The 12,146-nt window shown below is 64.2% G+C and carries 8 protein-coding genes; 4 read left to right on the forward strand and 4 right to left on the reverse strand.

The annotated features are described in order from the left end of the window. Positions 1-3 precede the first annotated feature (3 nt). The 3 genes from EA187_RS20665 to EA187_RS14750 form a co-directional block, all read right to left on the reverse strand. Positions 4-1,542: a hypothetical protein gene (locus EA187_RS20665; protein ID WP_206524389.1), complete on the reverse strand. Its 1,539-nt coding sequence runs from the start codon at positions 1,540-1,542 to the stop codon at positions 4-6. Positions 1,543-1,633: 91 nt separating this feature from the next. After that, positions 1,634-2,926 carry a HEAT repeat domain-containing protein gene (locus EA187_RS14745; RefSeq protein ID WP_127780748.1) on the reverse strand — a complete coding sequence of 431 codons (1,293 nt, stop codon included), beginning with the start codon at positions 2,924-2,926 and terminating at the stop codon, positions 1,634-1,636. An 87-nt stretch (positions 2,927-3,013) separates the two neighbouring features. Next, positions 3,014-3,778 (reverse strand): SDR family NAD(P)-dependent oxidoreductase, encoded by a 765-nt coding sequence (locus EA187_RS14750; RefSeq protein ID WP_115605707.1) that lies wholly within the window; start codon positions 3,776-3,778, stop codon positions 3,014-3,016. A 214-nt stretch (positions 3,779-3,992) separates the two neighbouring features. Here EA187_RS14750 and EA187_RS14755 point away from each other — a divergent pair, with 214 nt between their 5' ends. Next, positions 3,993-6,014: a cation:proton antiporter domain-containing protein gene (locus EA187_RS14755; protein WP_115605705.1), complete on the forward strand. Its 2,022-nt coding sequence runs from the start codon at positions 3,993-3,995 to the stop codon at positions 6,012-6,014. Here the strand turns inward: EA187_RS14755 and EA187_RS14760 are convergent. Next, positions 5,957-7,807 carry a hypothetical protein gene (locus EA187_RS14760; protein WP_127780749.1) on the reverse strand — a complete coding sequence of 617 codons (1,851 nt, stop codon included), beginning with the start codon at positions 7,805-7,807 and terminating at the stop codon, positions 5,957-5,959. The two genes, EA187_RS14755 and EA187_RS14760, sit on opposite strands and share 58 nt — an antisense overlap. A 496-nt stretch (positions 7,808-8,303) precedes the next feature. Here EA187_RS14760 and EA187_RS14765 point away from each other — a divergent pair, with 496 nt between their 5' ends. The 3 genes from EA187_RS14765 to EA187_RS14775 all read left to right on the forward strand — a co-directional run bounded on the left by EA187_RS14765 (position 8,304) and on the right by EA187_RS14775 (position 12,080). Then, a complete protein-coding gene (locus tag EA187_RS14765) occupies positions 8,304-9,833 on the forward strand; it encodes a hypothetical protein (protein ID WP_127780750.1) in 1,530 nt (509 codons plus the stop codon). 322 nt (positions 9,834-10,155) lie between these two features. Then, positions 10,156-11,238, forward strand: coding sequence for an endonuclease/exonuclease/phosphatase family protein (locus EA187_RS14770; protein ID WP_164856297.1), 1,083 nt, complete (start codon positions 10,156-10,158; stop codon positions 11,236-11,238). After that, complete coding sequence (locus tag EA187_RS14775; RefSeq protein WP_127780752.1) at positions 11,235-12,080, forward strand: hypothetical protein; 846 nt, start codon at positions 11,235-11,237, stop codon at positions 12,078-12,080. Before EA187_RS14770 ends, EA187_RS14775 begins: the two co-directional genes overlap by 4 nt. The last annotated feature ends 66 nt before the right edge of the window (positions 12,081-12,146 follow it).

A 12,146-nucleotide genomic window follows, 5' to 3' on the forward strand; every position in this document is an offset into this window, starting at 1 on the left:
AGCTTAGAAAATCGCGACGAGCAGGGCGATGATCAGGATCACCAGCGCCAGCGCGATCAACGCCCCTGCGCCACCCGGGAGGCGTTTGAGCGGCGATTGCTCGGGAGGGGGCGGTGAAAGATCAAAGGTGTGTGTGATGCGGTAGCCGCTCTTTTTGGGGGCGGGACGAGGAAGGCGGCGGTCGCGTTCGGCCTCCGAGAGGGTGGAGCGCACGATGCCCGCGTCGAGAAGCGCCTGTGAGGGGGCGATCGCAACGGGCAACGCCATGGCGTAACCCGAGGAGACGAAGTCGAGGTTCTGGCGGCGTTTGGCCTTCGCGACGGGGATCTCTTCGAGGTCGGCCTCGTCAAGGTCGGCCTCGTCGAGACTGGCTTCGGAGCGTTCGCGGGCGGCGGCTGCGGCGTCTTCCAGATCGTCGATGGCCTGGTCGAGTGCATCTTCATCAAGTTCGAGATCGGGGCCGATGGCCTGGGCGACGATGAGTTTTTCGTCGGGGTCGGACTCGTTCTCGGACTCGGACTCGGACTCGGACTCGGACTCGGACTCGGACTCGGACTCGGTCTCGTTCTCGTTCTCGTTCTCGTTCTCGTTCTCGTTCTCGTTCTCGTTCTCGGACTCGGGCTCGTTCTCGGACTCGAACTCGTTCTCGAACTCGGACTCGGACTCGGACTCGTTCTCGTTCTCGGACTCGAACTCGTCGGGGGGGGAGTTCAGCGAGATGTTCCAGCGGGCGCGGGACTCGGAGGTTTCCTCGGAGAAGGGGTCATCGAGGTAGAGGGGAGGAAGTTCGCGCAGGGCGGTGACTTCGTCGGGTCCGGCGGTATCGGGATCGTCGGGTGAATCGCCGTCGAGATCAGCCAGGTCGTCGATGCGAGGGACGTCATCGAACTCCGGTTTGGAGAGTTCGGCGGTGGCGAAGAGGTCTTCGGGAAGATCGTGGCGACCGAGGCGGCGCAGAGGGAATTCGGCGGTCTCGTCGCTGGAGGCATCTTCGGGAGGCGCCTCGCTGGCGTCGCTGTCGGAGGTCGCATCGTCCCCGGTTTCGGTGGGGCTGTCGGATGCGTCGTCGGCCGAGAGCAGCTCCATGGTGCGCTCGGTCATCATCGTGATTTCGCCCGAGTCGCGCACCGGGTCGACCACACCTTCGGGGGGCTCGGGAGGGGCGGGGAAGTCGTCGGGGTCGGGCGTGGGATCGGGTTTGAGCCGGCGTGCGCTGCGGGCGGGGCGCAGCATACCGAGCGCCGGGGTGGGCATCGCGTCGCGGTTGGGGCGGTTGATGGCCGGCGGTGGCGAGGCATCGTCGGTCGAAGGCCCGGTGCGTTCGCGGGTGGTGACGACGGTGTCCGGGGTGTTCTGGTGTGCCTCCTCTAGGGTGGAAAAGAGGGGCGCGAAGCTGGGATGATCGCCAATCGGCGCCCAGCTCTCCGAGCTCGGATCGAGCAAAAGATCAGCCGGACGGATCACCCAGTTTCGGATGAGCTTTTCGACCTTCTCCCGGGAGTCACATTTGTAGTGACGGATGTCAGTCTTGATGCGGAACATTCAAGCGTCGGCGGAGGGTCCGGTGAGTATCGTCGCAAAAAGTTCAGGTGGAGCGGAGCTTAGTGCGGGCGGGCGCTAAACTCAACCGGCATCAGCGCTGAACGCGGCGCATCTGCCGTAAGATTTCGTCGGCTACATCGCGGGTGCGTACGTCTTCTTCGGGGTCGTTGACCAGACGCACCATCCAGTCTTCGTGGGAAAAGGGGTCGGTGTTGCCCACGACCTTCAGCCACTTCAGACGCACCGACTCGCCCCAGACCACATGATGGATGTTTTCGTCAGGTTCCTCAAAGGTGAGGGGCTCGCAGTAGAGCTCGGGATCGACGCGCTGGAAGTGACGGCGTGCCGAGATGGTGTCTTCTTTGGTGGAGACCATCTTAAAGGCCTCCAGCGCCGCGCAGCGGCGGGGGCCGTGGGGCAGTGTGTCGACGCGGGCTTTGACCTGGTCGCGGGCATCGGCGGAGCCGATGCGTGCGAGTGCCCAGTAAGCGTAGGCGGCGACGGTCTCATCGGGATCGTCAATCTGCGTGAGGATTGTGGGCACGGCATAGGCGTCGGCCATGGCGGCCAGGCCGCGGAAGGCGCCCAGGCGGAGCTCCAGAGGTTGGTCGGCGGTGATGAGACGCTCCAGGGTGAGGCGGTGCTCTTCGGCCGGGGGAAGTTTGCCCAGGGCATGGGCGGCCCGGGCGCGAGTCTGCGGATCGGGGTCGTCGGTGGCCATGGCGGAGAGTGTTTTATCGGCGCGGCGTACCAGCAGGGCGCCGGCGGTCCAGGCCGCGCGCTGACGCACGCTGGTTTCAGGGTCGCCCAGCCCCTCAAGGATCATCTCCTGGAGGGCGGGACGCTCCCAGATCTGGTTGTTGAGCGGGTCGGCCAGCATGGTCAATGAGGCCAGACGCTCCTCGGGATCGTCGGAGCGCATACGCACCTGGAAAAACGCCTCATTATGGTAGGCGTCAAAGAATCCGCCGATGACCTGGTTGATGGCAAAGCCGTTGACGAAGAGCGCGATGGCGATGATGGCGATGAACTCCGCGTTGTGGTCGTGGACGGCGAGGAGGTCATCGCTCAGGGAACTCCTGGAGGCAGGCTTCTCCCCCAGGAGCACGCGCTGGCGCCACCCCGGCGAGAAGAAAAACTCGCCGATGAGCGCGGCCTGCAGAAAGGCGGTGACGAGCAGCAGAAAAAGATTCGCGGTGATCAGCACCAGGTTGAGCATCACGGAGGCGCTGGTGTTGAGGATGTAGTCCGCGCTGATAAAGGCGCAGGCCGTCGCCAGCGCAATAAAGGCAAGGGACGTGATGACCAGGCGGGCGCGGGTTCGCGCCGGCCAGCGCATCAGTCCCCACTCGGAGACGTCCGTGACGAGTTTGGGGCGTTTCACAGGCGACCTGTCGCAGCGGGAGAACACGGCTCGTTATGCGGGTCAAAGAGAGCCGGTGGGGAGAACGGAGAAGGTATTCGGCGCATTTCAACCGTAGATCCGCTCGGTGGCGCGGATGGCCAGCTGGCGCGGTAAGAAGCGGGTGAGCAGGATGAAGGCCTTGATGCTCAGCCCGTAGACGGAGTTGAGGTGATGTCGCTCCGCGTCTTTGATGGCGCGGGCTACCACGTGCTCCGGGTCGGCCATCACGCCATCGGGCCCGGCTTTGGTGCCCCCCTGGCTTGCGGCGACGTCAAAAAACTCCGTCTGCACCGGCCCGGGGCAGACCGCGGTCACGCCGATGCCGCGGGGTTTGAGCTCGCGGGAGAGGGCATTGGAGAAGTTGACGACAAAGGCCTTGGAGGCGGCGTAGACGGCGAAGTGAGTGATCGGCAAAAAGCCCGCCGAGGAGGCCACCTGCACGATGTGCGAGCCTTTCTGGCAGAAGGGCAGCGCGCGCTGGGTGATTTCGGTGAGCGCGCGGATGTTCAGATCGATCATCTGCAGGTTGGTCGCCACGGGCACCTGGTCAAAGCGGCCGATTTTTCCGAAGCCGGCGTTGTTAATCAGCCAGGTGACGGTAGGCGTCTCCTGCGCCAGAGTGGCGAAGAAGGCGTTGAGGGCGTCGTCATCGCATAAATCCACAGCGAAGACGCGTCCTCGGGCGTGCTTTAACTCCCCGGCCAGCGCTTCGAGGCGCTCTTTGCGGCGAGCCACGAGCCAGATCTCGTCGATGTCAGCGCGGCCGTCGAGCTGCAGGGCGAAATGGCGGCCCATGCCGGCGGAGGCTCCGGTGATGATGGCGATGTTCATGGTGAATCCTTCCGAAGAAAGGGGGGCATCCCGACAGGTCGCGGGAGTGTAATAGCGAGGTTGTGGGTTGTCGAACCGCGCGTGTCTCCGATCGTCGCCTGACGCGGGTGGCGAAAATGCGCGTGAATGCGGTACATAATCCGTGTTGAGTGTGAGAACCGACGGCTGGCTGACCGATGAAAGGTCCGCCGGGCGGTGCGTCTTTGAGGTGTTTTTGGAATTTGGACCCAGCGTAACGTTTCCTTTCAGCAACCCGGTTTTGATCTTTGCGACGCTGATGGCGCTGATTTTTTTAGCGCCGCAGCTGGTGACGCGTTTGAAGATCCCGGGGATGGTCGGCCTGATCCTGGGTGGGGCGCTGGCCGGGCCTTCGGCGTTAAATCTGCTGGAACGCGATGCGACGATCGTGCTTCTGGGCACCGTCGGCCTGCTTTATTTGATGTTTCAGGCGGGGCTCTCGCTGGATCTGGGGCGTTTTAATACGCTCAAGGGTCGCAGTGTGGTCTTCGGGCTCATCTCGTTTTTCCTCCCGCAGCTGCTCACGCTGTGGGTGGCGCTTAATGTGCTGGGATATTCGCTGGAGGCCTCGCTCTTGCTGGGGTCCATTATCGGCTCGCACACGCTGATCGCCTACCCGATCGTGGCGCGGCTGGGGCTGATGAAGAACACCGCGGTGACGATGACCCTGGGGGGCACGCTGGTAACGGACACGCTTTCGCTGGCGATTCTGGCGATTGTGATGGCGTCTTTGAGCGGGGATGTGGCTGCTATTGACTGGGCGATCTTTGGCGGGGCGGTGGCGCTGTACGCGGCCGCGGCGATTCTCGGTCTCCCCCGGCTGGGGTATGCGTTCTTTCGCACAGTGCGCAACAGCCCGGAGATGGAGTTCGGGTTTTTGATGACGGTGCTCTTCATCACCGCCTGGCTGGCCGAGGCGGTGGGACTGGCGCCGATCATCGGGGCCTTTATCGGGGGGCTTGCGCTCAACAGCCTGGTGCCGGAGCAGAGCACGTTGATGGCGCGTATTCGCTTTAATGGCGAGGCGCTCTTTGTGCCCTTCTTTTTGATCTCGGTGGGACTTCTCATCGATTTCCGGGTGCTCTTTAGCAGCCTGGAGTTGTGGAAGCTGGCCGCGGTGTTGGTGGGCCTTGTGAGCATCGGGAAGTTGGCCGCGACGCTGATTGTGCGCCAGATCTTCGGCTATACCTGGGCGGAGGGCTGGACGATCTACGGGTTGAGTGTGCCCCAGGCTGCGGCCACCCTGGCGGTGACCCTGATCGGTTTTGAGGCCGGGATCTTTGACGGGACGCTGGTCAACGCTGTGGTCGTCATGATCCTTGCGACCTGCATCCTGGGGCCGGCGCTGGTGGAGAAGTACGGATTGGAGATGGCGCATCGCGCCGAGGCAGCGCCGGTCGAGCAGCACCGGGTGCGCGAACGTCTGCTGGTGCCGGTGGCCAACCCGAAGACCTCCGATGATCTCTTCGATCTGGCGCTTTATATGCGCGACCCGAAGTGTCGGGAGCCGGTCTACCCGCTGATGGTGGTTACCGATGGGCAGGACGCCGAGGAGCGTCTGCAGACCAAGCGCAAGATGCTCGATCATTTTGTGGATAAGGGGGCCGAGGCCCAGGTTCAGGTGCGTCCACTGGCGCGCATCGCGATGAACGTGGCTAACGGTATTGCCCGTGTCGCTCGTGAGGAGCATGCCTCAATGGTGCTCATCGGTTGGAGCGGGCACGTCTCCACGCGTGAGCGCATCTTCGGTACCGTGCTCGATCAACTTCTCGAAGAGACCCGCCAACTTCTCTTTGTGAACCGAATCTGCGAGCCGCTCGCGACGACGGAGCGCGTGGTGCTGGCGGTGCCGCCTTTTGCGGAGCGCTCACCGGGCTTCTTTGAGGCGGTGCATTCGGTCAAGCAGCTGGCCTCCCGTCTCGACGCCGAGCTGATGGTGGTATGCGACGAGCGTTACATCGAACAGGACCGGGAGCTGGTCGACTCGCTGGAGCCGCAGATGGACGCGAAGTACGTGCCGGTGCAGGCCTGGTCGACGCTGGTGCAAACGCTCGATGAGGTCGTGGATCGAGGCGCGATGATCTTTGCATTGAGCGCCCGGCCTCGCTCGGCACCCTGGATTCCCGAGCTCGATCGTCTGCCGCGGGTGCTCGGGGAGCGTTATCCGGACAATTCGCTCTCGGTGGTCTTCCTCTCGGAGTATGGCGGCGCCGGTTGAGCTTCGGGGGGGCGCACGCTCATCTGACGCAGGCGGCCGGTGAGGATTGCGGCCAGTGGGTCGTCCTCGTCGGTGGCCGCCAGCAGGGTGAGCAGCGCGTCGAGGTTGGGATCGAGCTTCAGGGAGAGGCGCAGCGTGGCGTTGGCCTCATCGATGTGGACCTGGATTCCGGGAAGCGCGCTCCGGGCGTCGGTGCTTAAGAGCTCATCGAGCGATGCACTGAGCAGAAGGGTGCGAAGCAGGGCGCGATGATGCGGAGCGCGTCCCGATGAAGAGAGCCAGTCGGCCAGGGGGCGAAGATCGACGCGGGCACCTTCGCGGTGCAAAAGGCCGCAGTCGCGCACCGACGCCAGGGCAAGCGCCATAAGACGGAGCGTCTCTTCAAGGTCCAACTTCTGGAAGATGTCGTGGCCGATCAGGTGAAGATCGCGCGCCATATTGGCCAGGGCATCCGCCGAGGCGTCGGCGTTCTCCAGAGCCTTGCGGGCCAGCTCGACGCTCGGGGCGTCGAGGCGAGGGCTTGCCCCGAGGGGACCGGGGGCCTCGCCGTGGACCCAGGCGCCGGTCAGCCTGGCGAGGCGGTCGGCCAGGGCGGCGCGCGGGCCTTCGGCCCGCCAGCGCGCTTGCTCAAAGCGGGCCAGATCGGCCTGCTGATCGCTTAAGCCCTGGCGCTGGCCCAGGAGCACAAGCTCGCGGAGCTCTTCTTCCCGGCTCATCAGCGAGCGGCGCAACGCGTCGCGCAACGTCAGCCCCGGGGTATCGGTCAGGTCGCAGAGGTTGAGCAGGTGCAGGCAGTAGTGGGCATAATGGGTAGCCTCGCGCAGCGAGATGTCGCGCGAATCGGCCAGTTCGGCGCAATCGCCGCGCAGAAATAGCGTCCAGGGTTTGAGCGCGCTTAAAGGAAGCGCTCCCTGAAGATGCAGAAGCATCCGATGGCGGGTTTCCATCAGCGCCTGGGTCAGCGCCAGCAGCGCCGGATCGTCGGCAAAGAGGGTAAATCCGGCCAGGTAATGGCGAAGTTCGCGCTGGGAGGGGGCCTCGTCGCCCGGGCGCGGGCCGAAGGCCAGGGCGGCGCGTACGGCCACCAGCAGGCCCTGGCTCTCCAGGTTCTGCGCCAGGCTCTTTTCGAAGTCGCGCGAGCGGGCTGTGAGCATGGCCAGCGCCGGCGGACACTCCTCGTCACAGGCGCGCTCAAGCTCATCGAGCAAACGCAGCCCCCCTCCGCTCCGATCGATCTCCCAGGGCGGCATCAAACGTTGAAGCTCGGCGACCGGGCTCTCCATCGCGCTGGCCAGAAGCCCGGCCTTCTCCATCAGACGATCCAGCGCGCGCACCGGCTCCAGGCTGGCGAGCGCTCGGAGCTGGCGATCGTGCTCGGCGGCCAGCTCCAGCGCCTGCCGACGCGGATCATCCTCGCTCGCATCGTCGTTGAGTGCGCGTGGGGTGCGGCGCACATGCGTCGACGCCGCCAGATGGTGAGCGCGCTCCAGACGACGGTGCAGCGCCTCGGTGCCCAGCGCGCTCAAGAGCCCCTGGGCCTGAAGGGCACGGGAAACCTCGGCCGGGCCGATATGCTCCTGGGCCCACCGATCGTAGAGGGCCACCAGCGGCAGCGCTTCGCCGGCCTCGATCAGCGCCTCGGCGCTGAGCTCTTCGGAGAGGTTAAGCGAGGCCAGCGCCAGATGACGAAGTGCGGCGCCCTGATCGGGACGTTGCAGATGTCGGGGATCGATCAGCGCCTGCAGCAGGGCGCAGGCCTGCTCGCGGCGGTGGGTACTGTCGGAGGAGCTCATTCGCGACCTTCCGTGGTGTTGAGTCCGCGCGCCTTCAACCCGGAGGATGCTTCCACAGCATCGCTCTTAAAGCCAGGCCTGGCGCGGCGTAACGCGAAGGGTGCGGGCGGTGATTCATCCATGAATCATCTTGATCATCAAAACAACGCACCCTGAATAGGCTTGCAGAAGATAGCCACAAAACCCACGCGCAGGCAACCAGGCTGTGTCGAAAAACTGTGGAAAACCAACCCTGTGGAAAAGCCTGTGGAAAACTCTCTCGCACGCGACGGGCTGGAGTGTCCTTCGTACAGATCGGCGAGGCGGTGGGAGTAAACGTTGGCCAGAAGATGAATCCAATGGCCCTTTTTGCGTCGATATTTGGCTGGCACGGGATCTGCTTAGCAGTGCAAGCGGAAGCTGTCCCGGAGTGACACCCTCTCCAAGAACCATGTAGCACGCACGCAGGTTTCTACTCGGCTCGTCATCATGGCGAGCGCTCAAAATGAGGTGAGTGATGCGCAACGATTTCTTGAAAGTACTCGGTCTGACGATGGCCGTCGGTGGTGTGGTGGCCTGTGGTCCCTCCGAAGATCCGCAGCTTGAGGAGCAGCCCGTCGACGCCCTCTCGGTGCGGCAGGCGGTGAGTGAGTCGGTGGGCAACTCGGCGGATGCGGTGGCCGAGGGCCTGGCGTTTCTTGGCGAGTCGAGCCTCTTTCATGACTACGTGTGGTCGAGCTCTGGCGATTCGGCCTGTGTGGGAGAGCCGGTGGAGCCGCCGATTCCCGGCGAAGAGCCTGGCGGCGAAGAGCCCATGCCCTGTGAGCCCGAGCCGGTGGCGCCTTTTGAGCCGGACTTCGACGAGGAGCGCGATGAGATTCGCCGCGTGCTCGAAGAGCGCATCTTCGCCGATGAGAATGTGGAGTCGGCCAGTGAGACCGAGGTCACCTACCTGCTTAAAGGGGAGGTGGTTTGCGCCGAAGAGGAGGAGCTCGATCGCGCCGAATGTGAAGAGGAGGTCGACGCGCTGGAGATTCGCCTCAAGGCCCGCTCCTTCGCTGAGGGTGAAGTTGACATCGACGTGATGGTCGGCCCCGACCGCCTCTCGCCATTGTCGATGGCCTTTGGTCCGGCGCGGGTTGCCGCGGACCTGGACCTGTCGATCTTGAAAGACGCCGCGGAGTTTGTGGCCGCCGAGATGGGCGAGGAGTTCGATGGGAGCTTCCCCCAGACGATGTCGGGGAGGCTGAGTGCAGAACTCTCGAAGTCGGGTGATGAGGTGGCGTTGAGCGTGGCCGTGGGTCAGGCCATTGCGCTGGCCGGGGAGATGTTCTCGGTCGATATCGCCGCAAGTCCCCGGGCGCTGGAGATTCGCTCCGATAGTGCAGCCCGCGAGCTCAGCTTTGAGGTCGATATGGACGCGCTGGCGCTGAACTTCCCCACCGGCGATGTGGAGGAGTGCTACGATGTGGAGGTGCCCGGCGAGCCTGGCAACTACGAGTTCAACTGCGAGGTGGTTGAGGAAGGTTACCAGATGGGCGCGGCGCTGGCCGGTATCAAGGGGGCGTTGAGCTTCCTGGCCGCCGAAGATCGCATGGAGCTTCGCGGCTTTGGCCTGGGCGCCTCCCCGGCCCAGGTCTTCGTCGAAGGCGAAGAGGTCGCCGCGCTGGATTTCAACGCCGACCACGGTCGAAGCCTCGATCTGGACCTGGCCAAAGATGGCGATGATATCGCTATCTCCATGTCTCCGGGCCTGGACCTGGAGCTGATGCTCGCGCTCTACCGGGCGCAGGACGTGATCAGCGACCTGGAAGCGTGGATGCTCGACGATGTGCTCAGCCTGGTCATCGACGGCGATGAGAGCCCGGCGCTGCGCATGGGTGAGGCCGGCGTGAAGGTGGAGCGTGGCCAGCTGATGATGAGCTCCGAGTCGGCGGACGTCGTCGTGGAGATCGAGGCTGGCATGTGCATCGGTGAGGTGGAGCCCGCCGAAGGCAGCGCCGAGCACCCGATGTCTGCCGTGGGTCCGGTGGCCTGTGAGCAGTAAGTTCGCCCGGCGCGGAGCGCCGCCATCGTGACCGCTTAGAAAAGAGCCGCGCCCTTTTGGGGCGCGGCTTTTTTTTTGCTCAGCCCGTCGATGTGCCAGACCCTGGCCCGGAGCGCGCCTCTCCTGCGAGCGGTGAGGCTTTGCAGTGAGCCCGAAAGCCGTTAGCGTTCCTGCGGTGAGCGCGATGATCGATGAAGCACCACAAGCCCCCTTCGGATGCGTGGGGGGCAATGCGCGCCGATGCAAAAGCGATGGATGATCGCCGGGCACTCGCCCGGGCCAAGGGAGGTGTCAGGTGTCGGGTCGAGCAACGAGGTGGATGATGCGAGTGGTTCTCACGCAGGCGCTGGCCACAGCCCTGTGGGGGTGTGACCCCTTTAACGCGACCTTCGATGAGGTCGAGGACGCGCAGTACTATGAGGCGCAGGAGCTGATCGCCACCGAGCCGCCCCGTGGCGAGCTGGTGGTGATGGACTGGAACATCAAGTTTGGCGGGGCGCGGATCGACTTCTGGTTCGACTGCCACGGCGATCGCGTCTTGATGGACGAAGACGAAGTTCTCGAAAATATGGAAGGGCTGGCCACCAAGATCCGTCAGGTCGACCCGGATGTGCTCCTGATGCAGGAGATCGACATCGACTCCAAACGCGTGGCCTACGTCGATCAGGTGCAGTGGCTTCTGGATAATACCGAGCTCAACTACGCCGTCTTTGCCTCGCAGTGGCGCGCCCACCACGTGCCCACCGACGGTATCGGCAGGGTGAATATGGGCAATGCGATTCTCTCGAAATACCCGATTCGGGATGCGCAGCGCATCGCCATGCCGCAGATCAGCACCAACGATGCGCTCACGAACTACTTCTATCTCAAGCGCCACATCCTCACCTCGATCGTGGAGGTGCCTGAGTACGGGGATCTGCACGTGCTCAACGTGCATACCGACGCCTTTGCGCAGGATGGCACCAAGGAGTTGCAGATCGATCTTTTTAAAGATGAGCTCGACCGCATCGACCGGGCCGGCGGCATCTTTGTGGCCGGCGGCGATCTGAACACGCTTCCGCCGGGCAGCGCGCAGCAGAATGGCTTTCCAGACTCGATCTGTGAGTCGGAGGACTTTCAGGCCGATGACTTCCGCGCCGAAGAAGACGCGCTCAGCGCGTATTACGAAGACTACACCCCGGCCATTCCGCTGGAAGACTACCAGGCCGACAACTCGCCATACTTCACCCACTCCACCCAGGGTGGGACCTTCTGGAATCGCAAGCTCGACTACCTCTTCACCAACGGCACCTTTGTGCCGGGCTCGGGGCTGACCCATCAGAACGCTTCCAGCGGCGGGATGGAGACGATGCCGCTCTCGGATCACGCGCCGATCACCGTGCGCTTTGCGCTGGAGGAGCGATGATGGCGACGCGATGGATGTGGATGGGTGTGGTGGCGATGCTGCTGATGCCGGCGCTGGCGAGCGCGCAGGACGCGGGGAGCGCGGAGGTTGAGGCCAGCGCGGAGGTTGAGGCGGAGAGGTCGGGCGGTGACGATGCAGACGCCGAGGGACGGGCGTTTGTGGGCGATACAGCCCTGTTGAGTGAGGTGGGGCGTTGGGAGGTGGGGCTCTTCGGGCCGCTTCGTTACGGGCTGAGCGAGGAGATGGAGCTTGCGGTGCACCCGCTGCTCTTCTTTGTGGCGCCCAACGCACAGCTTAAAGTCGGCCATGGTCAGCGCGGTGGGTGGCATGTGGCGAGCACCTATCAGCTGACCTACCCGACGCCGCTCCTGAGGCTGCTGGCACGGGAGGGCATCGGCGGAATTTTGCCCTCGGATCGGGCGGTGCCGCATATCGTCTCGTTGCAGGGCGAGCTTCGGGTCACGCGCGAGATGGGGGCGCATCTGTTGAGCCTGGGGCTCGGCGTGCAGGTTGCCCCGAGGGTGGGGGAGTCGCAGCTTGTGTCGATCGATCTTCCCTTTGTCTACCCGCGCACCGCGGCGATGTTCGGCTGGGCCACCGGGATTGCGTCGGTGCATATGCAGGGGCCCATCGCAGGCAAGCTCGGCTATGAGGCCGATGTGCGGGCGTTTACCTACCCCGGGGTCGACGGGGCGTTTGCCGTGGAGCAGGGTGCCTCACTGCGTTTTGACGCCAGCCAGGGGTTTATGGCGCAGCTGGGCTACCGCCTGAGCTACGCCGGCTATCCTTTTGGCACGATGTTCAACATCGTACCCACCCTCGAGTTGGCCTGGGGCTTCTAGCTCCGGGTGCAGCCCGGCAGATGGGGGGAGCCTGCGCCGCCATCAATGATCACGACTCAGGGAGCG

Origin of the sequence: Lujinxingia sediminis (assembly GCF_004005565.1) — a bacterium.
GTDB classification, from domain to species: Bacteria; Myxococcota_A; Bradymonadia; order Bradymonadales; family Bradymonadaceae; genus Lujinxingia; species Lujinxingia sediminis.

Excerpts from the sequence above, each read along its gene's own strand:
- EA187_RS14765 (WP_127780750.1), top strand. The coding sequence starts at position 8,304 with ATGCGCAACGATTTCTTGAAAGTACTCGGTCTGACGATGGCCGTCGGT.
- EA187_RS14750 (WP_115605707.1), bottom strand. The coding sequence starts at position 3,778 with ATGAACATCGCCATCATCACCGGAGCCTCCGCCGGCATGGGCCGCCAT.
- EA187_RS14770 (WP_164856297.1), top strand. The coding sequence starts at position 10,156 with ATGCGAGTGGTTCTCACGCAGGCGCTGGCCACAGCCCTGTGGGGGTGT.
- EA187_RS14760 (WP_127780749.1), bottom strand. The coding sequence starts at position 7,807 with ATGAGCTCCTCCGACAGTACCCACCGCCGCGAGCAGGCCTGCGCCCTG.
- EA187_RS20665 (WP_206524389.1), bottom strand. The coding sequence starts at position 1,542 with ATGTTCCGCATCAAGACTGACATCCGTCACTACAAATGTGACTCCCGG.
- EA187_RS14775 (WP_127780752.1), top strand. The coding sequence starts at position 11,235 with ATGATGGCGACGCGATGGATGTGGATGGGTGTGGTGGCGATGCTGCTG.